General features: G+C 46.9%; 18 protein-coding genes. 8 read left to right on the forward strand and 10 right to left on the reverse strand.

Annotation, left to right across the window (positions count from 1 at the left end; genetic code table 11):
• Window positions 1–71: 71 nt before the first annotated feature.
• From Q1V85_RS06525 to Q1V85_RS06535, 3 genes are all read right to left on the reverse strand, one after another.
• Window positions 72–1253: an ABC transporter permease gene (locus Q1V85_RS06525; RefSeq protein WP_300598486.1), complete on the reverse strand. Its 1182-nt coding sequence runs from the start codon at window positions 1251–1253 to the stop codon at window positions 72–74.
• A gap of 25 nt (window positions 1254–1278) precedes the next feature.
• Entirely contained in the window at window positions 1279–2247 is a 969-nt protein-coding gene (locus Q1V85_RS06530) for a biotin/lipoyl-binding protein (RefSeq protein WP_300598487.1), read from the reverse strand.
• A gap of 137 nt (window positions 2248–2384) precedes the next feature.
• Window positions 2385–3746 (reverse strand): TolC family protein, encoded by a 1362-nt coding sequence (locus tag Q1V85_RS06535; RefSeq protein ID WP_300598488.1) that lies wholly within the window; start codon window positions 3744–3746, stop codon window positions 2385–2387.
• A 408-nt stretch (window positions 3747–4154) separates the two neighbouring features.
• Here Q1V85_RS06535 and Q1V85_RS06540 point away from each other — a divergent pair, with 408 nt between their 5' ends.
• The gene (locus Q1V85_RS06540; protein ID WP_300598489.1) at window positions 4155–5051 is read left to right on the forward strand and encodes an OmpA family protein; all 897 of its coding nucleotides are present in this window, start codon (window positions 4155–4157) and stop codon (window positions 5049–5051) included.
• Window positions 5052–5136: 85 nt separating this feature from the next.
• On the opposite strand, the gene Q1V85_RS06545 is transcribed toward Q1V85_RS06540, so the two are convergent.
• Both Q1V85_RS06545 and Q1V85_RS06550 read right to left on the reverse strand, forming a co-directional pair.
• Window positions 5137–5535: a group III truncated hemoglobin gene (locus Q1V85_RS06545; RefSeq protein WP_300598490.1), complete on the reverse strand. Its 399-nt coding sequence runs from the start codon at window positions 5533–5535 to the stop codon at window positions 5137–5139.
• A 137-nt stretch (window positions 5536–5672) separates the two neighbouring features.
• On the reverse strand, window positions 5673–6107 hold the full coding sequence (locus tag Q1V85_RS06550) for an Rrf2 family transcriptional regulator (protein ID WP_300598491.1): 435 nt from the start codon (window positions 6105–6107) through the stop codon (window positions 5673–5675).
• 140 nt (window positions 6108–6247) lie between these two features.
• Between Q1V85_RS06550 and Q1V85_RS06555 the strand changes: the two genes are divergently transcribed.
• Entirely contained in the window at window positions 6248–6601 is a 354-nt protein-coding gene (locus Q1V85_RS06555; protein WP_300598493.1) for a DUF488 domain-containing protein, read from the forward strand.
• Between the two features lie 213 nt (window positions 6602–6814).
• On the opposite strand, the gene Q1V85_RS06560 is transcribed toward Q1V85_RS06555, so the two are convergent.
• The 3 genes from Q1V85_RS06560 to Q1V85_RS06570 all read right to left on the reverse strand — a co-directional run bounded on the left by Q1V85_RS06560 (window position 6815) and on the right by Q1V85_RS06570 (window position 13397).
• On the reverse strand, window positions 6815–9796 hold the full coding sequence (locus Q1V85_RS06560) for a glycoside hydrolase domain-containing protein (protein WP_300598494.1): 2982 nt from the start codon (window positions 9794–9796) through the stop codon (window positions 6815–6817).
• A gap of 246 nt (window positions 9797–10042) precedes the next feature.
• Entirely contained in the window at window positions 10043–12394 is a 2352-nt protein-coding gene (locus Q1V85_RS06565) for a hypothetical protein (RefSeq protein ID WP_300598495.1), read from the reverse strand.
• Window positions 12360–13397 carry a hypothetical protein gene (locus Q1V85_RS06570; RefSeq protein WP_300598496.1) on the reverse strand — a complete coding sequence of 346 codons (1038 nt, stop codon included), beginning with the start codon at window positions 13395–13397 and terminating at the stop codon, window positions 12360–12362. Before Q1V85_RS06570 ends, Q1V85_RS06565 begins: the two co-directional genes overlap by 35 nt.
• Window positions 13398–13747: 350 nt before the next feature.
• Between Q1V85_RS06570 and Q1V85_RS06575 the strand changes: the two genes are divergently transcribed.
• Entirely contained in the window at window positions 13748–14812 is a 1065-nt protein-coding gene (locus Q1V85_RS06575; protein ID WP_300598497.1) for a histidine kinase, read from the forward strand.
• A 24-nt stretch (window positions 14813–14836) separates the two neighbouring features.
• Window positions 14837–15571 (forward strand): response regulator, encoded by a 735-nt coding sequence (locus Q1V85_RS06580; RefSeq protein WP_300598498.1) that lies wholly within the window; start codon window positions 14837–14839, stop codon window positions 15569–15571.
• A 298-nt stretch (window positions 15572–15869) separates the two neighbouring features.
• Here Q1V85_RS06580 and Q1V85_RS06585 read toward each other — a convergent pair whose 3' ends face one another.
• Window positions 15870–16634, reverse strand: a complete 765-nt coding sequence (locus Q1V85_RS06585; RefSeq protein WP_300598499.1) for a geranylgeranylglyceryl/heptaprenylglyceryl phosphate synthase — start codon at window positions 16632–16634, stop codon at window positions 15870–15872.
• 414 nt (window positions 16635–17048) lie between these two features.
• The gene (locus Q1V85_RS06590; RefSeq protein WP_300598500.1) at window positions 17049–17585 is read right to left on the reverse strand and encodes a TIGR00730 family Rossman fold protein; all 537 of its coding nucleotides are present in this window, start codon (window positions 17583–17585) and stop codon (window positions 17049–17051) included.
• Window positions 17586–17675: 90 nt separating this feature from the next.
• Between Q1V85_RS06590 and Q1V85_RS06595 the strand changes: the two genes are divergently transcribed.
• The 4 genes from Q1V85_RS06595 to hpt are packed head-to-tail and all read left to right on the forward strand — an operon-like array spanning window position 17676 to window position 21348.
• Complete coding sequence (locus Q1V85_RS06595) at window positions 17676–19154, forward strand: sodium:solute symporter (RefSeq protein WP_300598502.1); 1479 nt, start codon at window positions 17676–17678, stop codon at window positions 19152–19154.
• A gap of 16 nt (window positions 19155–19170) precedes the next feature.
• Complete coding sequence (locus Q1V85_RS06600) at window positions 19171–19809, forward strand: O-methyltransferase (RefSeq protein ID WP_300598503.1); 639 nt, start codon at window positions 19171–19173, stop codon at window positions 19807–19809.
• A gap of 9 nt (window positions 19810–19818) precedes the next feature.
• A complete protein-coding gene (locus Q1V85_RS06605) occupies window positions 19819–20793 on the forward strand; it encodes a glucosaminidase domain-containing protein (protein ID WP_300598504.1) in 975 nt (324 codons plus the stop codon).
• Between the two features lie 3 nt (window positions 20794–20796).
• On the forward strand, window positions 20797–21348 hold the full coding sequence (hpt, locus tag Q1V85_RS06610; protein ID WP_300598505.1) for a hypoxanthine phosphoribosyltransferase: 552 nt from the start codon (window positions 20797–20799) through the stop codon (window positions 21346–21348).
• The last annotated feature ends 15 nt before the right edge of the window (window positions 21349–21363 follow it).

Here is a 21363-nt window from a genome sequence, read left to right on the forward strand (position 1 = left end):
TTCCGCATCTGGCAAGACCAAAAAATAGTCCCCTGTAGAAACAGGGGACCTAACCTTTAAACGACTGCCGGTTATGGGATTGACACCACAGCGGCAATAGCCTCTTTTTTTGTACGCTTTATTTTCCGCCGCAATAATATCATCATCAGCGCCGCCAGTATCAACGCGGCAAGTAACAGGTGCAGCATATGCGGAAGCGCATCGTTCAACGTGCCGCCATAGATCGCCAGCTTTCTGAATCCCTGTAAGAACTGCGTTAACGGTAACATGCCCGCAATCTTTGCAATACAGTCCGGCATGGCTTCCAGTGGCCAGGTATAACCACTTAATAAAAATGAAGGCGTGGCAATCACCATCAGCAATTCGGTAGCCCGCAGCTGATTGGGTATAGCCAGGGAAAAGAGCATGCCCAGGAACATACAGGCCAGGCTAAAGGCCGCCACCAATGCCGCCATGGGCCAGCTGAATACGGTCATATCGATACGGAACACCGGGTAAAAAGAATGGACCAGCAGCCACATAAAACCGATCAGCAATACAAAGGGAACGGATTTTAGCAGGATATGATAAGCCGCCGAACCGCTGGCACTTACCAGCTGTTTAAAATACCCATCTTCAAAATCGCGGGCAAAGACCAGTCCCAGTGCCAGTAAGATCACCTGTTGCATAATGGTACCCATCAAGCCCGGTATCATCAGGTCCTGGTAATTGCCGGAGGGGTTATAGAACCGGCTGTAGTTCACCTTAAACGGCTCATAGCGTTGTGCCGCTGTGGTGGCGTCCATACCGGCTTTTTTCAACCCCTCTATTTCAATACCGGCGCCGATGGTACCCAGTACGGTTTGTATGGCACGACTCGCAAAATTTGCCGTTACCAGGTTGGCCGTATTGATATCGGTCATGATCTCCGGGTATTTTTTCTGTAATACCGCAGACTCAAATCCAGCGGGGATGCTGATCACCGCCACATATTCTTTCGAAGGCATTTCTGCCGCAATATTGCCTGCATCAAAGCGCACCTGTACCACCTTCAGATTTTCATTTTCGTCCAGGGCATCAATGATCCGGCCGCTCAATGCCGTTCGGTCTTCATCAATCACCACCACGGGCATATCGGTGATCTTTCCTTTTTTATATACCTGAATAAACAGCAATCCGTACAAAACGGGTGCGCCAAAAAAGATCATCACCAGCACCCGGTTCGAAAAGATCCGCTTCCATTCTGTCTGTAATAATTTCCAAAACGTTTTCATAAAAAATGATTTCGCAGTACTGTATTTATTTTGCCAGCAATACCGTGGTATTGTTATAAAGCCCCGAAGCATCCGATGCCGTAACCGGGCTGATCTTTACTTCAAAAAAACCTTCTCCCACTTCGCGGTTAGGTGCAGTGCTGGTGTTATCCGCATAGCGCGGCAGTTGTTTTACCGCCACAACTGTAGCAGCAACAGAGCGGTTGCCCCCGGGTATCTGAATGGTTACCGGCTGGCCTGGCTGGTAGTCATACACCGCTTTTTCGCCAATGGTAAAGCGGAAATAAATGCCACCGGTTTCATAGCCGTTAAAAAGCGCATAACCCGGCGTAGCCAGCTCTCCTTCCTTCAGGGTAATGCTTTCAATGGTCATCTCCGAAGGCGCCAGTAGCACACGTTCCCTGGCCGCCTGCAATACTTCTTTCTTTGCCCCCTCCGCCCGTTGCACCTGCCCACGGGCACTCTGAATCGTTTCTGGTCTTGTACCACTTTGTATTTCTTTTTGCTTTGCCTTTAAAGCGCTTACCTGCGCCCTGGCCATTTGATATTTTGCTTTTACATCATCGTACTGCTGGGCCGGCACCAGGGAGTCATTGTACATATGCTGCATGCGCTTAAACGACTGCTCAGCAAAGTTGAGCTGCGCTACTGCGGCATCTACCTGGCTGCTAACCTGCAACAACTGATCGGCCGTGGCTCCGTTATGCGCCAGTTGCAGCTGGCCCGCAGCCGCTTCCACTGCTCCGTTTGCCTGTTCCAGCCGGGCTTCTATTTCGGGCACCGACAATACCGCCAGGGTATCACCCTTCTGTACCCGTTGTCCTTCCCGTACAAATACTTTCTCTATACGTCCCGCAATTTTGGGCGCAATGGCAATCGATTCAATCTTCACCTTACCCTGCACGGCTGATGATTGTGGTTGCCTTACATCACCACAGGAAATTATTGCCGTAATACTCAAAAGCAAACTGCTGTTTATAAATATTTTTTTCATAACTGTTCATTTAAAGGTTGGTATAAAAAATAGTGTGATTGTTTTTATGGGCCCGGCACCAGCACCCTGTAGCAGCATTCTTGCGTCGCACACTTCAGGGTCCGGTACACAGCCCGGCATCTTTAAAGCCGGGATCATTACTGGTTTTTCAAAAGGGTACCGCTAAGATCAGCCGCCAGCAATGCAGCCCTGCGTTGTTCATAGATCGCCTGTTTATTTTCAAACCGGGCTTTTTCCACATCATTCAGCGCATTGAGTAACTCTGTAATATTAGTAAGCCCGTTTACATACTGCTTCTGCACAAAGTCATAAGTGCTTTGCGACAGGTTGGCCTCCTGGTTTTTCAGCAATACCTTACCCGTAGCCAGCTCGTAATCGGCACGGCTTTTGGCATAGCCCAGCTTAATCCGCTCCTGTGCCGATTTCTTTTGCACTTCCAGTGCCCGCTTCTCCAGTGTTTCTTTACGGGCATTGTTACGCGCGCTTAACCCATCAAAAAGATTCCATTGTAACTTAAGCCCCACCGCCCACCGCGGATCAAAAAGCGAAAGGTCTTTGTTCCGCAATTCATACTGGCCAAAGGCCGCCAGCTTGGGTACATATTCCGCCAGCTCTGCGCGGCCTTTATATTTGCGGGCCTCCATCCCTTCGTCCAGCGCCTTTATTTCCGGACGTTCTGCGGGTACCGTATTTACATCAAAATAAGCCGGTACTATTTCCGGCTTCAGCCGGAGCAGGTCTTCTTCAGACACGGATGTAAGTTGATGCAGCCGGCTGATGAGCACGGTTTTATTGCTGCTGTTTTCCAGCTTTTTTACGGCAAGCCGTTGTTGGGCCAATTCAATCTTCTTCCGATCAAGCGGAGTGGCCAGGCCATTCTGAATAGCAGCCTTTACAAATTTCGTTTGTTCGTCCAAAACATTTTCCGAACTGCGGATGATGGCATCCGATTCATGCAGCAGGGCCAGCCTATCATATGCTTCCGATACATCCAGCCATAGGGCACGGTCCTGCTTCTGGGTCATATAATCGACCGACCGCTGCTGATGCTGATAGGCCTGGATGCCGTTGCGTACTTTCATGCCGCCAAACAACAGCCACTGTCCGTTTACATTGGCTTTTACGATATCCTGTTTCTGAATAGGCGGTACCGGCTGCAGGGATACGCCTGCCGGCAGTTCCGCATTAAACGGCAGGCCCAGTTTTTCTTTGATCAGTAATTGTTGTGTGCCCTGTAACAGCTGTTGCAGGTTATCGGGAAATACGATGGCGTCATTTAAATGTGTATAAGATGCGCCCAACTGTACCCTTGGCAAATAACTAAAGCGGGCCGTCTGGATATCGATGTCCGTTGCCTGTTTCCGGATCTGGTACAACTGCAGGGTATCATTATTTGCTGCCGCTGCCCGGTAAAGGTTGCTGACCTCCTCGTTAAAATACTGGGCACCCGCCGGCATAAACGCTGCTACAAATGCAGCAAGGAATAATTGCTTTTTCATGCTGTTATCATTTAAAGGTTGTGTGAATGATGAACCCTGCAAAACTACCTGGTGGGCCTGGCCCTTTTTTGTCCAAAATACGCCAATGATTGTCCAAAATTCATTTCAAACGGATCTCATAAAAAATGGCGATCCGGAACCTGTATGCAGCATATCCGTAGCCGCATGAGTAGATTAACAATCCTTAAACAAAACTTTTTTTTCATTTGCAACGGAACCACGACATCAAACGTCTTAGTTGTCAAAGAATTTGATCACGGCGTTCTTTCTGAACAACGCATAATGATTTCTTAAAATGCCGGCTTTGGGTATTTCTTAACTATTAAGCCGCATTTTCCTGATTCAGGCATTCATTTTGTATTTACAGGAAGGGTATTCGAAACGGACCGATATTTAAAAGAACCAATTATGATGAATAAAGCATTTTATTGGCCCATTGGGGCCGTTTTTATGGCGCTGTTTTTTTCGGGATGTGTGAGCAATAAAAAATTCACCACCCTGCAAACAGATTACCGGAATCTGAATGAGCGCTACCAGAGCAGCCAGGTTGATCTGGCCGAAAGCAAGGCACGTGTTAAAAGCCTTGAAGAACAGTTAGCACAGGAGCGGGCGAATAACGCTTCTCTTAAAAAAGCACTGGCCGCTTTACAGGCAACACTGGATAACAGTATCAACCAGAACACCCAGGGCAACGTGAATATCTCCAAGCTGGTGGATGAGATCAATGCATCGAACAAATATATCCAGCACCTGGTAAATGCCAAGAATAAGAGTGATTCCCTGCTGATGGTACTGACCAATAACCTGACCCGTTCTTTAAGCCGCGATGAGCTCCGGGATGTGGACGTAAAGGTGTTAAAGGGTGTGGTATACATCTCGCTTGCGGATAACATGCTGTACAAATCAGGCAGCTATGAAATTTCTGATCGCGCCGGCGATATCCTCAGCAAGATCGCCAAGATCATCCAGGATTATAAAGATTATGAAGTACTGGTAGAAGGTAATACCGATAATGTACCCATCAACCGTCCCAATATCCGCAACAACTGGGATCTGAGTTCCTTAAGGGCCTCATCCGTGGTAATGGCGTTGCAGACGCAATACGGCATAGACCCCAAACGTCTTACAGCCGGTGGGCGCGGAGAGTATAACCCTGTAGCGGATAACAATACGGAAGAGGGCAAAACACGTAACCGCAGAACGCAAATTATCATCACTCCCAAACTGGATCAGTTTATGGAACTGATCGATAAGGCTCCGGAAAAGAGTAAAGACAATACACCGGCGGCAACACCGTCTATGTAAAACGAATGATAAACGTTAAAAGCCCGGTACGATTTTAAAAATTGTACCGGGCTTTTTTATAATCAGTAAGATGCAGACTTTACCGCTATATCAGCGGCGTTTTACCAGTGTCCCTGTAATAATTGATCTTTGAAACAAACATAACAGCCATTTTTCCCGCCCGCCATTTGGCTTCATCTGCCCTGGTGCCGGAGAAATGCGCATCGATGGTTTGCGCCCAAAGCTGTAACCAGGTATCGAAATGCTCCTGACCAACCGGCAGCCGGGCATGAGGAGGAAAGGGACTTCCAAAATAGGTGTGATTATCCAGCAGCACGGTTTCCCAAAACCGGTACATTTTCTCCAGGTGCCGTGGCCATTCATTACCGATCACCGTGTCAAACACCGGCCCGATCTGCTGGTTTTCCCGAACCCTGGTATAAAATTCATTTACCAGCAGCTGTATGTCATCAATTGTTGTAATATCTTTTTTCTGTTCCAACATTTTTTGTTCATTGAAGATGTCGAATTCAATAACCTTTAGTGGGATGCATTGTGATGTTCTCTTCCAGGCATCAAATAAATAAGGATAAACGATAGATAGATGATGCCCTATTCTCTTAATCCTTTGTTTGTAAAAAATCAATCCCGCCTCAGAAAGGTTTCATTACGATCGAGTTTGTCGATAAAGGCGCCCAGCTTGGCCTGCTCCAGCATGGTCTGTACTTCTTTCCGTACTTTTTTGAATTTGAAATGGATCGGACACGGATTTGTTTCTGAACATTGCTTCAGTCCCAGGCCGCAGCCCAGGAACAGTTCATCGCCATCCACGATTCTTACAATATCCGCCAGGGACCGGTTCAGAGCGGCCTTTTCCAGGTAAAATCCACCGGTAGGACCCTTCATCGAAGCCACCAGTCCCTTGCGGCTGAGTTCCTGCAGGATCTTGGCAATAAAATGTTCAGGCGAATCGATGCCGGTGGCAATTTGTTTAATTCCTACACGGCTCCCGTTCCGGGTTTGCTGCGCAATGTAGATCATTGCCCGTATTGCATATTCGCAGGTTTTTGAAAACATCTGACCGCAAAATTAGCACATTTAAATAAAAGATAAAAATATCCTTTATTATTTTTTGTACCTTTAAAACCGGGCGTATGCCTGCCAGGCGAAGGATTCTGTGCCGGACAGCATTTACATCCGATGCAAATAAAAAAACAATGAACACAACAATTACCATTAAAAGGGTTTATGAAGCCCCCGCAAAAAATGACGGGCTGCGCGTGCTGGTAGACCGCCTCTGGCCCCGGGGTATCAAAAAAGAAAATGCCGCTATTGATGAATGGCCAAAGGAGCTGGCCCCCTCTGCTGATTTGCGGAAATGGTTTAATCATGATCCCAACAAATGGGAGGCATTTCAAAAAAAATATAAAGAAGAATTAAAGCAAAACCCTGCACTGGATATTTTTTTAAAGAGCCATACCGGCACCCGCAAGATCACCCTGTTATTTGGTGCCCGCGACGAACAGCATAACCAGGCGGTGGTATTGCAGGAGGTGCTGGAGCAGCATTGAGCGGCACCGGCCTGCACTATTTCAGGCCTAACCTTACGTGGAACATTGAACGCTAAACCAGGAACAACTTTACTTGAGAATTTGAAAATTTGAAGATGTGAGAATGTGGAAATAAGATTGCGATTCATGTATCGAACATCAGGCAAATCTCCAATCCCGAACATAATCAACTGAAGGCTGATAACTGAAGACTGATAACTGAAACCCAGCCCCCTACTGAATCACCAACAGCCAGCCTTTATTTTTGGTAACAGGTATCTTTTCGTCCACCTTAAAGCTCCGGGCTTCCTGGAATTTTTTAACCGCCGGCGCCGTTATTGCGGCTTTCGCAGGATCGATACCCAATTGTTTCCAATCGATATTCAAAGAAACCTCGGTATCTGCTGTATCCCAACTGGCAATGGACACCAGTGCTTTGCCATTCTTTTTGTATACTGTCGCCTTTACTTTTTCATTGTCTGTTTTTACCGGGTTGTTCTTCACCCAATACCCGATCATCCGGGAACCCTGTATCCCAAAATCATCCCAAAGCTTCCAGATGCCGGTAGGATCTGCATTTTCCGTCCAGGGAATACGACAGGTCATGCCATACACCATGCCCCTCCAGGCATTTCCCCCGTCCTGCAGCATCTCACCCATCAGTCCAAAAGGGATCCCGCTCACTTCCGTTAAAAAGAAATCGGGGCTGTTGTTTTCATAATCGAAATATTCGCCAAACCAAAGACGGTTCAGGTACGGAAAATGTTCCATGTAAAGATTGGCGCTATTGATAAAGCCATCACTTTTATTATACTGGTTAGCGGAATGCAGATCAATAATACCGGGATGTCCGTTAGCCGTTAGCACTCTTTTGATCCGCTTCATGGTAATGCGGTCAAAGGCCACATCATCCAGGTAAATGCCATCAATGCCTACATTCTTGGTGAGCCAGTTCATTCCTTCTACATAATAGTTGTGCCAGCGGCTCATACCGCTGTTGATGATGGCGGCATCCTTTACCTCCGGCACAAACCAGGCCGCAATATAATCCGAGCCCACATGCTCCTGCAACCAACGGAATCCGCCTCCTTTACCAGGCGAATACACTTCATGTCCGAGACTCCGCAAAGGGAACAGTTCATATGCATGGTTCGACAATTCCCTTACCGTATTATATATTTTTACTTTCAGTCCGTTCTGGTGCGCCTGGTCGATATAACTTTTCATTTTCTGCCATTCAATAAACGGGTAATTGATCCAGGGATTGATGGCGTTTCCATGGTGAATATTTACAACGGTGGCGCCGATGTTCTTTATTTTGCTGATGCTATCATAGCGGTGATAGAATCGTGTAGCCCACTGAAAATCGGTATTGAGCGGATGAAACGGTGTAATCAGCAGGTTGAAATTAAAGTAGAGCGTATCTCCTTTTTTCATACTGCGCGCACCGGTATAATTATCCGCCAGGATCGATTTGCCTTTTTGGGCGATCGTGATCCCGCCTTTGTTTTCATTGCCCCAGGAACCCGGCAGCAACAAAGGTTTTTGCAAATAAAAATTGGTATTCAGCGGGCGTACATAATGTTCATCCCGCAGGGTATATTGCAGGCCGGCATTTACAGCACCAACCCAAACCCCATCCTGGTTTTTATGGGCCACATCCCATTTCCAGGAGAGGCTGTCCGGACGCACCCTTCCCTTCTCACCCAGGCCCATCAGGTACGTAGCTGCTTCCGGAGTAAAAGGAATGTGCAGGGTAATATTTTTAAAATCCACATCCTGCAGCGCGGTTACTTTTACTTTATAGGAAAGAAACCCATCAAACTCCAGGGAAGCGGCCACATCCATTTGCAGTAGGGGATGTTTATTGGTGGTCTTCCAGGCAATGGTTCCGGGCGACTGTTCGGTATACTGCAGTGCCCCGTTTTCAAATTTCAGGTCTTTACCATCGGCGCCGGTAAAATGAAAATGGATGGGTTCGGTAATGATATTATTGGGTTGGGGTTTTACGCCAGTCATTTCTTCCGTAAAAAAGGTTTGAAGTTGCGCGGGAAAACCGGAGGGATCTACTGTTACCCGACGCCCCAGCAGATCGATGGCATTATTTTTCAGTACCAGCGGCGTATAAGGGGCGATAACGGTATTCTCCTGTGCCATCGTGGAATTCAGCCATTTCAAGCGGGTCTGGTTCCAGGGGGCTGCGATATTGCCCTCTTTGGCCAATGTTGGCAACACTGTCAGCTGCACCGGAACCTGGGAGGCTGCAGCTCCTGCGGCACGCACCACTACCTGTCCTTTATAAATCCCCGGTTTCGTATCCGACGGAATATCTACCAAACACCAAAGGGGTTGCAGACTATCCTTGCTTACCTTTACTATTTTTGTAAACGGTTTTCCCGTATAATCGATTCCCCCCGTATTGATACAACTCATTCCGGAAGCCGGAATGCTATTGCCTTTTCCATCTTTCAGATCGGAGAAGCTCACCGTTACCTGCTCCAGGTTCTTTAGTGCGTATACGGCCAGCTGAAAGGAATAATTTTCACCCCGCATTCCGCTGCCTTTAAAATCTTTTACCGCGCCCCGCTGCACCCAGCGGTAAGGCAACTCCGCAAACATTTTAACCGGGTATTGCCGGTCTTCGGGAAAAACCACGTAATCGGTCCGTTGGTATTTAGCCAGCAGCGCACGGGTTTCGGCGGCTGTTGCGGTAACCTCCATTGGGTAAAAGCTGTTAAAGGCATCGCCCGATTCAATGGTCACCACCGGTGCGTTTACGGGAAGCTGCGCCGGAAGGGCATTCAGCCAGGCATCTGTTACCGTATTTTCCGGCTTCAGATAATGCACCGTCGGGTAATTGGGGGATCCGGAATTCTTAGAAACCAGGTAATAAAGATAGTACCGGCCTTTCCCCGAAACCGGCTCAAAAAGAACCGTGCCTTTTTCATTGCTGATAGCCGCCACTTTTACATTGGTAATCTTTGCACCGGTTTGGGCATCCTGTATAATGATCCTTTTTTCTCCGGGATTGGGGTCTCTTCTTCTCCATTCTACAATTGTTTTGGCAACCTTTCCGGTTCCGTTAAACTGTACCACCGCCCGGTGATCTCCCAATGAATCGGTGTTCCAGCTGCTGCTTCCGGAGCTATACTTAACCGTTTGGGCATTCAGGATATGGGCAGCAAGAACTACCAGCAATAAAAGACAATATTTCATGTGTGCGACTTTGATCAAACAAATCTAAAAAAAATGCCGCACCACCTACAGTTCTTTTTTGCGCAACCGTTTGTATAGAAGCCACTGAGGCGCTGAAGGGTTGGCCATACGGGCCACAAGGCACACCGAATTACAGAAAGCTCAATCGAAAAACTTCGCGTTCCTCAGCGCCTTTGCGCCTCCGCGGTTTTCCGGGCATCAGTGACCACAGCGGTTCAAAACGTATTCAGCGTTTCAGTGGCCTTTTCATCTATTTTTATTTACAAAATCCCGCAAATAGGAACAGCGTGTAAGGGTTTCTTTATAAAAACGGGTGCCGCCATACTCTTTTTGATATTGTGCAAAAAGGGGATTTTTTTTGAATGCCTGGTAGTACGCTTTTACCTTTTGCGCATACAGATCATAGTTATAATTAAAGTCTTCGTATTGCGGCTTCCGTAATTCTTTCTGCCGGCATTTGGCCATCATAAAAAGGCATTTTGCTTTTAGTTCCGCATTCGATGCCAACTGCCCCGCTTTTTCAAAATAGCTTTTTGCTTTAAAGCAACCGTAATAATCTTTCTCAAATGTGCCGGCATTTTGCGGAATCAGGTAACCATCGGAGCCACTTCTGAAATAAGTGGTCAATTCCCATGCATAGCCGTAATACGTACTATTGTAGCAGCCAAGCCCCAGCTGGTACAGTGCCTCCGGATCGTCCTGCTTCGCCAGCAGCGCCTTCATCTTTTGGGCATAGGCCAGCTTTGTAGTGGTTACCCGGTCTCCCGGCAACCGTTCCTCCCGGTCGTATAACAGCTCCTTAAACGGATCTTTTTCAATGATCGCATTCTTTTCTTTCCCGAGCCAGCTTATGGCCTTATCATAGTCATAGGCCCGCAGGTAAGCCGTGCCGATATAGTCGGCCACGTCACTACGATCCAGCGTATTTATATCCAGCAGGAACGACTCGAATGCCGAAAACCGTTTGCCCGTCAGGAACCCGTACAGGGACTCCGCCTGCGGTATATTGAATGAATCCCGCACATAATTGATCGCCGTTGGATATACCTGGTTTATTTTATCCGCCGTGCCATACGCCAGTACCATCCGGTTTACATCGTTTTGCGCCGCATACCGTGCCGCCAGGATCTCCACCACCACGTTTTTGAAAAAGTTGCCCCACTGCCCCTGTTCCGGATCACTTTCAGAACGTTGTTTTTCTTCGTTTGCCTTTTTCCAAAGCCATTGCAACGAAGGCAATATTTTTTGTTCAGCTGCTGCATCCATCCGGGAGCTTTCGTTGATGGCCACCAGCAGGTTGGTCAGCATCCACTGATCTTCCAGCCTCCGGGAATGCTTCATTTTCTTTGCCATTGCCAGCAGACGATTTGCATTTTTGTAGTCCTTCAACATACAGGAAATATAAGCTGCACCAATCGGGTACAAGGCCTGTTCTCCGTATTGTTTACTATCCGAAAATTCCTCCAGCGTTTTTACAAACGCATTCAATGTTGCTGTTGCCTCCGCCGGAAAGGTTCCCGCAGCAGCAAAAATCCCGGGCTGTTTTGCGGGAGGCAGAGACATTCCAAATCCATGCAGGAAGGCCATTTCAAGCTTATTGATTTCGCGTACTACCAACGTGGGCATGATATCCATACCGGGATTAAGCCGGTGGATCTCTGACAACACGGCCACATCCGGCTCATCGTTGCCAAGGCTGTATAAAGCCAGCATGCCCGCTTTTTCTTTGTTGTTTTTACAAAGCGCCAGGTATGCTGTCCGGAACCGTTCATCTCTTGGAACCGCCCATCCAAAGCTATTGAAGTTTGCGATCTTCTTTACGTTAGTTGCGTTAAAGGCCTGTGAGAAGATATAGGCTGCCTCCGGTTTGCGGTCGAGCTGGTAAAGGGCTCCGGCCTTTAATCCCAGGCTCATCAACTGCAGTACGCCCGGCGTTGGATTGCCGCCCACCAGTTCATCATAATACCGCACCGCATCCGCATACTGATGATTGTAATGTGCCAGCCGTACCACCTGGTAACCGTATTTCAATTGAAAGACCGGCGACTTTGCCGCTTTGTATAATTGCAAACCGTTCTTTAGCAGACCATTCATTTTTATACTGTCCCTTGGTGTGGCATCCCAGCTATTGTATTCTTTTGTAACGTAAGGTTCCACTTGTTTTGCATACATCAGGTATCCCAGCGCCTCCAGGTCTTTATGTTCCAGGAAGAAGCGGGTCATTCCATTGTTCTTTACGGAGTCCGGTATCGTCAGGGGCTTTCCATTTTCAAGATGATAATATAAGTTAACCAGGTCCTTCCGGTCGAATTGCATCACAAAGGCATTGGCATCCCTGGGCGTAGCCTGTTCCTTTGTAAACAGGCTCCATTCTTTTACCAAGGCGGCTGCGGTAGTAGGCCATTCTTCCTCATCGCGCAGAAATTGCAGATCGGCAAAATAGAACGGTGCGTAAACCGGTGTTTCCGCAGCATACTTATTAAAAAAGGAGATGAACGAGCTATAGGCATCTTCTACATCTGCGCAGCTAAATATATTATTGGGAATGGCAAGGAATAAACAGCTAATGCAGGCTGTTATAGATGCTTTCCATTTCATAAAACGAATATTTATTTAAAGTTAGTGAATCGAGGTGATAGAGTGCTACCCGCAAGCGGTTGTTGGACAATCGCCTGGCCAGTAAAGCGCCCACGGTTGTTACAGTAGCAACCTCACTGTTTTCCGGTCTTAAAAACTGTCCGGTTTTTACCGGCCTGCCTCCCAGCAGGGTATCTTTCTGCACCAGGTAGCCTGTACCGGATCGCTTAAAAGCGGATGCATTTTCCAAGGCCGTTGGTGTATTGCGGATAAGCCCGGCAAACCTTCCCTGATGATCGAAAATAACCACCCAGGAAAAAAGCGGCAGACCTGCATCCAGCGGCAACGGATAGGTTGAAAGGTGTTGAATATAGCGCTGAAATTCCTGTGCGTCGATGATCGAATTTTTAACATGTGCCTGCTGCAGATCGCCCATATTATAGCACATCAGCAGTCCCCTGTCAACCGGAGGTATCCCCGATGACTGTTTATATTTGACCTGGTGCAGGCGGATCGTGGCCGACAGCATTCTTTTATTGTTTGCCGCTTTTATAGTACGCAGCAATTGAAAATACCGGTCGCGGGTTGTTTCCGACCAGTCGCAATCGATCTGCAATTCCGGGTAATGGCCAAAGCCGTTTTGCTCCGCAAGTTTATCCGCAAGTGTGGTGATGTTTTTTGCCAGTTGCAGCACCTGTGCGCTATCCAGCCCGTAAAAACACTCATTGGTAATAAATACAACCGGTATGATCTTTTTCTGCAACAGCCAGGCAGAATCTTTAACCAGCAATTTAGCTGCCGGCTCGGGTACTTTGGACACGGAGTTCCAAACCACGTCAAACAGTTTAATATAAAGCGTGGTAGCGCCCAAACTGTCGGCACGTCGTTTTTCATAAGCGGTGGGCGCAAACACCGTTTTCCAGTGGTAAAAAGCCCGTTCCGTTTCCCGGGGTTTACGGTTGCTTTTACAGCCGGTATTACAAAGCGCCAGCATCAAAACAAAAATTACGGTTAATCGCTGCATCCGATTTCAGTTGCCGCAAATGTAGCAATTAGCCGTCAGCTATCAACCTTCAGTAGTCAGCGTTTAGCAGTGACGGTTGAAAGCGGAAGGCTAGAAGCTAAAAGCTGAACGTATGTATCGATAATTTATCGGCTATTCGTTATTGCGCTTGCTTTTGGGGGGACATTTAGACCTGGGGGACCATGAAATTATTTTACCACCGAATGCTAAAAACTGAAGGCTGAAGACTGATAACTGAAAACTGAAGACTGATAACTGAAGACTGCCCTCCTATCTTTCCATTTATAACCAATAATCGCCATTTGCTTATTTTCGACGAAAACCGTGGCTTTATTAGTTAGTTTTGCGATATGTTTTCAGGTAAGCAACGATACTGGTGGTTTCAGTTTATCGGATGGGGCGGACTCTTTTTGATCCACTTATTCTTTGCATGGTTCTATGGCAAGTTTGACACCCCTGAGGACCGGAGCCTGTTTTTTACACGGGCGCTTAGCTTTGTGGTCATTGGCGTGCTGTTAACGCATATAATGCGTATGTTTATCCTGCGGCTGCATCTGCTGGAGCACAACTGGGGGTTGCAGTTGCTGAACTTTCTTCTGCTTTCCATTATTACCGCCTCTCTTTGTGGTATCATCGAGCAACAGGTTTACAAACAATTTGCGCTGTTTACCCAACGGGAAATTGAAGTACTGAAACGCCGGGGCATCTGGCTGGTTTCCCTTAATAATATGATCTCCTGGTTCATTTATATTTTTATATGGAATGCCATTTATATTATTTATCATTATGCCCGCGATTACCAGCAACAGGAGATCGACACGCTTCGTTTAAAATCCCTCGTGCGGGAACTGGAACTGAAAACCATTAAATCCAATATCAACCCGCATTTTATTTTCAATGCCTTAAACAGTATCCGTGCACTGGTGGATGAAAACCCCGGACGGGCCCGCGAGGCCATCACGGAGCTGAGCAATATCCTGCGCAGCAGCATCACCATGCATAAAACGGAATCGGTGGCCCTGAAAAGTGAACTGGCCATTATCGAAGACTACCTGGCCCTGGAACAGGTGCGCTTTGAAGACCGGCTGGCGGTAAGTTACCAGATCGACAGCCAGGCGCTGGAAAAACAGATCCCACCCATGATGCTGCAGATGCTGGTGGAAAATGCCATCAAACACGGCATCAGCCGGGAACTGCAGGGAGGTTCCGTATCCATTGCAGCCCGGTTAAAAAATAACCTGATAGAGCTTTGCGTACGGAATACCGGTAAACTTACCGGGGAAAACGATAGCACCGGCTTTGGACTCAACAGCATCCGCGACCGTCTGAAACTGCTCTATCCCGGTAAAAGTGATTTCGAGATCCGGCAGCTGAATGCCGAAACCGTTGAAGCAAGAATTGAATTGCCCGCTTAACAATAAACGTATCAAATAAACAGGATGAAACATATACGCACCATCATTATAGACGACGAACGACTGGCCCGAACCGAACTGAAGAAATTACTCCAGGGCTTTCCGGAAATTACCATTATTGATGAAGCGGGCAATGCGGAGGAAGGCATGCGAAAGATCAATGCACAGCAACCGGATCTTATTTTCCTCGACATCCAGATGCCCGGTCGGTCGGGTTTTGAAATGCTTGAAACGCTTGAATACACGCCGCTTGTTATTTTTACTACCGCTTATGACGAATATGCATTGAAGGCCTTCCAGGTAAATGCGCTGGACTACCTGTTAAAACCCATTGACTCCAAACGCCTGGAAGATACCATCAAAAAGCTGAACCTTCCGGACTATGAAGAAAGCGAAGCCGCTTCCTTTACCAATCATGATGTGTTGCATGAAAACAGCCAGGTATTTGTAAAAGATGGCGACCGCTGCTGGTTTGTAAAGCTTAGCGATATCCGGCTTTTTGAAAGTGTGGGGAATTATGCGAAGGTGTTTTTTGGTCCCCATAAACCGCTCATCTTAAAATCACTGAATGCGCTGGAGGAGCGGCTGGATCCAAAGGCTTTTTTCCGGGCCAACCGCAAACATATTATCAATCTGCGTATGATTGAAAAAATTGAGCCCTACTTCAATAATGGTTTGCTCATTGAATTAAAGGATGGAGAAAAGATCGAAGTCAGCCGGCGGCAGGCAGTACGCTTCAAGGAGATGATGAGCCTGTAAACGGTTCCAGTTTAACGTTCAAAGTTCCAGGTTAGGTGCCGTTTGTTACTTGATGATTTATCCGGGCCGTTCATTATCGCTCTTGCTTTAGGGGGACATGCAGACTAGGAGGACCCTGAAAACTGATAGCTGGTAACCATGTAAGGTTGCAGGTTGTGCTTGCTGAAGCTATTATCCATTCAGTATTGCCCATTGCCTATTCATCATGCTAAAGGCTGAAGACTGCCGCCTCTCTGACAGGTCGTATATTCTAAGAAAATGATGCCCCTGTAAACGGATTCAGGTCATTCCCACATTTTCACATCTTCAAATTTTCAAATTTCACAGAATGCACGGCATCGCTGATCTCTTTAATCAATGCCGGTGCTTTTTCAATGGCATTGCCTACCACGATCACGTCTGCACCTGCCTTGCAATTCAGGTAGGCTTTTTCCGGGTCTGTAATACCTCCGCCCACGATCAGGGGAATTTCAATATGCTGCGATACGGCACGAATCATTGATTCGGTGATCGGTATACGGGCACCGCTCCCTGCGTCCATATAGATCAGTTTCATACCCAGCATTTCACCGGCCATAGCCGTGCAAAGTGCAATATCATTTTTATCGGAAGGCACAGGAGCCGCGTTACTGATATAGGAAACCGTTGTAGGCGCACCACCATCTACCACAATATACCCGGTGGGCATTACTTCCAGTCCGCTCCGCTTTACAAAAGGCGCCGAAACCACATGCTGACCGATCAACAGTTCGGGGTTTCTGCCCGATATCAGCGAAAGATACAGCAGCGCATCCGCAAACGGACTCACCTGCGAAGGGCTGCCGGGAAACAATACCACAGGGATATTGGTGAGTGTTTTGATCTTGCTGATCACTTCATCCAAATGCGCAGAAAGCACCAGGCTTCCGCCCACAAAAAAATAATCCACTCCGGCTGCTTCCGAAAGGTTTACCAGGCTGTGTAATGAAGAAGGCTCTACCGAATCCGGATCCAGCAACACTGCAAATGATTTTTGGGCGTTTAACTTCTTTTCCACCAAGCCGCTATAAATATTCATCTTCATCAGGATGGGAGGTTTCCTGCAAAAATGCAAAAGTTTTTCCAAAAAAAGGCCGTTGAGAAATTTGAAGGTTTGGAAATGTGCAAATGTGTAAATGAAAACCAGCTGAAACAGGCTTTCACCTTCAGCTATCAGCAATTAGTTTTCAGCTGATCCTGGATCACAGATCTGTGCGCCCCGCATCAAATATCACGGATTTTCCCGGAACGTTGAAACTGAAACGGTTCTGAACTCGGCGTTCAGCTTTAAGCCTTTAGCTTTCAGTCGTATCTGTCATGCTCAGGTGATAATACCCCTAGTGAGGAATCACATTGAATAACAGATCTGCATATCACAAACGGAAGCTGACCGCTGATGATTGCTGAAAACTGATCACTGAAGACTGATAGCTGAAAACTGATCCATCAGCGTTTTCCACTAAAGATACCGTTCCAGCTCCTGCGGTGATGCCAGTACCCGGATCTTATCCCAGGGATCTTCATATAGGAACCCTTCTTCATACATTTTCCGGATATGCATCAGCAGGTGGGTATAATAATCATTGGTATTGAGCACAAAGAGGGTTTTATCATGAATGGCCAGGTTGTTCCAGGTGATCATTTCAAAAAATTCATCCAGCGTACCATATCCGCCCGGCAGGATCACAGCCGCATCGCATAATTCATACATCTTTCTTTTACGGGTATGCATGTCGGGCACAATTTCCAGCTGGGTCAGCCCTTTATGCGACCGCTCCCGGTCGGCCAGTAACTGCGGGATCACACCAATCGCAGTTCCCCCGGCAGCTAGTACCGCGTTGGCAATGGTGCCCATTAATCCCACATTTCCACCTCCGTACACCAGTGTTAAACTGCGGGCCGCCATAATGGCCCCCAATTCCGCTGTATGTATTGTAAACAGTGGATCCCGGCCCTCTTTCGACCCGCAAAAAACCGCAAGCGATTTTATCCCCATGATTCCCTACTTTTACTGCAAAAGGAACTCAATTTTCCCTATCTTCAAAAATTATTTTACTTGATAACCATTGTTTAATATATACATAATATGTCTGCAGGTTTTTTATTTTCGATTGTAATCGCCTACTTTATACTCTTACTGGCTGTGGCCTGGAAAACCAGCAAAAACAGCAACAATGAATCCTTCTTTATCGGCAACCGGAACAGTAACTGGATGCTGGTGGCCTTTGGTATGATCGGTACCTCACTAAGCGGTGTTACCTTTGTAAGCGTGCCTGGTGCTGTGGGCAAGGATGGATTTGGTTATATGCAGGTGGTACTGGGCTATATGATCGGCTACCTGCTCATCGCTTATGTATTGCTGCCGCTCTATTACCGGTTAAAACTTACATCTATATATGGCTACCTGAAAACCCGCATGGGGATGCTGTCATATAAGACCGGTGCCTGGTTCTTTATCCTTTCCCGCCTGGTAGGTGCCACAGCGCGGTTATACCTGGTGGTGCATATCCTGCAGATCACGATCCTCGACAGCTTTGGCATCCCTTTCTGGGTATCTACACTGATCATCCTGGTAATGATCATCCTGTATACATTTGAGGGCGGTGTAAAAACCATTGTATGGACCGATACCCTGCAAACCACCTGTATGCTGCTGGGACTGATCATTTGTACTGTATACCTGCTGAACCATATGAATATGGGCGTGGGTGAAAGCCTTGATGCAATGCGCAGCAGCGGATTATCACAGCTATTTAAAACAGATCCCTCCAAAAACGATTTCTTTATTAAACAGATCCTGGCCGGCGCCTTCATTACCTTGAGTATGACGGGTATTGACCAGGAAATGATGCAGAAAAGCATTTCGGTTACCAACCTGAAAGATTCGCAAAAAAACATGGTATCACTGGCATTTATCATGGTAGTGGTAATTGGTTTATTCCTGTATCTGGGTGGTCTGCTGCACCTGTTTGCAGCCCAGGAACATCTTGCCTCCAAAGGAGATGCCCTGTTTCCGGATGTAGCCGTAAATCATATGCCCCCTTATATTTCGGTCATTTTTATTGTAGCGCTGATTTCGGCCCTATTCCCCAGTGCAGATGGCGCCATGACGGCATTAACCTCTTCATTTTGTATCGACATTGCCGGATTGCAGCGACGCACCGACATGAATGAGCTCCAAAAGAAACGGTTCCGCCAGAAAGTACACCTGCTGGTAGCGCTTTCATTCCTGCTGCTGGTGCTGATGTTTTACTGGATCAACGATAACAGCATGATCGGCATTATCCTGAAGCTGGCGGGGTATACCTATGGTCCGCTGCTGGGTCTCTTTGCCTTTGGTATTTTTACAAAACGCCGCCCGCAAGACCGCCTGGTGCCTTATGTATGTTTTATCGCACCCATTATTTGTTTCTTTATCGATAAGTATCAATCCGTACTTTTCGGAGATTTTAAAATCGGCCTGGAGCTGATCATCATTAATGCAACATTAACGTTTATAGGACTGTTAATCATTTCAAAGCCCGTTTCGGATCTTTCACAGCTGGAACAGGATTCGGTTCACTAATGCCCAATAAACAGCAATGGAACTATTACCCTTTGAATTAGAGCAGTTTGCATTAAATTTTTCCAGTACGCCTGATCCGTTACGGCAAGAAGTAGAACAATACACCCAACAGCATCATGCCGAACCGCATATGCTGAGCGGACCGGTTCAGGGCAAACTGCTGGAAATGATCAGTCATATGATCCGCCCGCGGCGCATCCTGGAGATCGGCACCTTTACCGGGTACAGCGCATTGAGCCTTGCAGAAGGACTAACAAACGACGGTGAGCTGCATACGATCGAATTTCGCGAAGAAACAGCGGCCATTGCCCACAATTTTTTCCAGAAATCCGCGTTATATCCAAGAATAAAACTGCATGTGGGTAACGCGCTGAATATCATTCCTACTTTGAATGAAACCTGGGACCTGGTTTTTATCGACGCCGATAAACCGGGTTATATGGACTATTTTAAGCTCGTTTTGCCGGCAGTTAAAAAAAATGGTTTTATCTTAGCAGATAACATTTTTTTCCACGGGCAGGTTTTTACCGAACATCCAAAGGGAAAAAGTGCAAAAGCCATCAAGGCGTTTAACGATTTTGTCCAGCAAAGAGAAGACATTGACAAACTGGTTCTGACCATTAGAGACGGACTATATTTATTACGAAAATTGTAATTGTTATTGATGATACGGAAATTGTTTTTGGCAACTGCCCTTTTTATAACGATGACTGCTACCGCCCAACAATCAGAAAAAGTTGTGGCTTATATTCAAAAATACAGCGGCATTGCAATTAAAGAAATGCAGCGGACCGGCGTGCCGGCAGCTATTAAACTGGCCCAGGCCATCCTGGAATCCAGTGCAGGCGATGGAGATCTGGCGCTGCGATCGAACAATCATTTTGGCATCAAATGTAAAACCGGCTATACCGGCCCTTATGTGTTACATGATGATGACCGTCCGCAGGAACGTTTTATAAAATATGAACAGCCGGAAGCTTCATTCCAGGATCATTCTGATTTTTTAAAAGGCCGCGACCGGTATGCGTTTCTGTTTCAACTGGATCCCACCGATTATAAGGCATGGGCCAATGGTTTAAAAAAGGCTGGTTATGCTACCAATCCCAAATACCCGCAACTCCTGATCGGTTTAATTGAGCGTTACAACCTGGAGGATTATACCCTGATCGCAATGGGAAAAAAAGAGATGCCGCAGGAGTTAAAAGCGTCCTTTGCCGTAGCAAAAGTGGAAGCGGCCATAGTTCCCGCAAAAAAAATCAAACAATATCCGCAGGGCGATTTCCTGATCAACCAAACCAAGGTCATCTTTGTAAAACAGGGTACCGCTTATGAAGCCATTGCCTCCCGTTACAATATCCCGTTAAACCGGCTTTTCCTGTATAACGACCTGCAGGAAGATCAGCTGCCGCAACGTGATGCCCTGGTGTTTTTACAGCTGAAAAGAACAGAGAGTGTAAAAACATTTCATGAAGTTGAAGCAGGTGAAACACTTTATGATATTGCACAGGAAGAAGGCGTGCGTCTTGAATCACTGCTGAAATACAACAATCTTACAAAATTTGCTTCCCCGGCAACCGGGTCTAAATTATATTTGCAGGATATGAGCGCCGGAAAAAATTCCGTTGCACAAAATCCTTAGAATATGGCGGACATAACGGTACACGACAAACGCTTTTCAGTATACCTGCCGGAAGCAGTATTACAAAAAAGAATTAAGGAACTGGCAGATGCTATTAATGCAGATTATGCCGGAAAGAAAGTGTACTTCCTGGCGATCCTGAACGGATCATTTATGTTTGCCGCCGATTTTTTCAAATACCTGACTATCGACAGTGAAATCTGTTTCATAAAACTTGCTTCCTACAAAGGATTGAAATCTTCCGGTGCTGTTACCACGGCTATCGGGCTGGAAGAAGACCTGCACGGCAAGGATGTGGTGATCCTAGAAGACATCATCGATACCGGGAAAACCCTGCACTATTTTCTGCCGCAACTGCAACATCAGCAACCCAGTTCACTAAAAATTGTGGCCTTGCTGCATAAGGCTGAAATGACCACCTTTGAGGTTCCCATCGATTATACCGGCTTCGTGATTCCCAACAAATTTGTGGTAGGCTATGGACTGGACTATGACGGGCTGGGCCGGAATTATAAAGATATTTACCAGCTGGCAGAAGGTGCCACGGAAGCATAGCAAAGCAATATTGAT

It is taken from the genome of Niabella sp. (assembly GCF_030150205.1).
GTDB lineage: Bacteria > Bacteroidota > Bacteroidia > Chitinophagales > Chitinophagaceae > Niabella.

Coding starts and splice junctions, on each gene's coding strand:
- Q1V85_RS06600 (WP_300598503.1), top strand. CDS start 19,171: ATGGAACTATTACCCTTTGAATTAGAGCAGTTTGCATTAAATTTTTCC.
- Q1V85_RS06605 (WP_300598504.1), top strand. CDS start 19,819: ATGATACGGAAATTGTTTTTGGCAACTGCCCTTTTTATAACGATGACT.
- Q1V85_RS06555 (WP_300598493.1), top strand. CDS start 6,248: ATGAACACAACAATTACCATTAAAAGGGTTTATGAAGCCCCCGCAAAA.
- Q1V85_RS06550 (WP_300598491.1), bottom strand. CDS start 6,107: ATGTTTTCAAAAACCTGCGAATATGCAATACGGGCAATGATCTACATT.
- Q1V85_RS06525 (WP_300598486.1), bottom strand. CDS start 1,253: ATGAAAACGTTTTGGAAATTATTACAGACAGAATGGAAGCGGATCTTT.
- hpt (WP_300598505.1), top strand. CDS start 20,797: ATGGCGGACATAACGGTACACGACAAACGCTTTTCAGTATACCTGCCG.
- Q1V85_RS06590 (WP_300598500.1), bottom strand. CDS start 17,585: ATGGGGATAAAATCGCTTGCGGTTTTTTGCGGGTCGAAAGAGGGCCGG.
- Q1V85_RS06530 (WP_300598487.1), bottom strand. CDS start 2,247: ATGAAAAAAATATTTATAAACAGCAGTTTGCTTTTGAGTATTACGGCA.
- Q1V85_RS06585 (WP_300598499.1), bottom strand. CDS start 16,634: ATGAAGATGAATATTTATAGCGGCTTGGTGGAAAAGAAGTTAAACGCC.
- Q1V85_RS06540 (WP_300598489.1), top strand. CDS start 4,155: ATGATGAATAAAGCATTTTATTGGCCCATTGGGGCCGTTTTTATGGCG.
- Q1V85_RS06545 (WP_300598490.1), bottom strand. CDS start 5,535: ATGTTGGAACAGAAAAAAGATATTACAACAATTGATGACATACAGCTG.
- Q1V85_RS06565 (WP_300598495.1), bottom strand. CDS start 12,394: ATGAAATGGAAAGCATCTATAACAGCCTGCATTAGCTGTTTATTCCTT.
- Q1V85_RS06595 (WP_300598502.1), top strand. CDS start 17,676: ATGTCTGCAGGTTTTTTATTTTCGATTGTAATCGCCTACTTTATACTC.
- Q1V85_RS06570 (WP_300598496.1), bottom strand. CDS start 13,397: ATGCAGCGATTAACCGTAATTTTTGTTTTGATGCTGGCGCTTTGTAAT.
- Q1V85_RS06580 (WP_300598498.1), top strand. CDS start 14,837: ATGAAACATATACGCACCATCATTATAGACGACGAACGACTGGCCCGA.
- Q1V85_RS06575 (WP_300598497.1), top strand. CDS start 13,748: ATGTTTTCAGGTAAGCAACGATACTGGTGGTTTCAGTTTATCGGATGG.
- Q1V85_RS06560 (WP_300598494.1), bottom strand. CDS start 9,796: ATGAAATATTGTCTTTTATTGCTGGTAGTTCTTGCTGCCCATATCCTG.
- Q1V85_RS06535 (WP_300598488.1), bottom strand. CDS start 3,746: ATGAAAAAGCAATTATTCCTTGCTGCATTTGTAGCAGCGTTTATGCCG.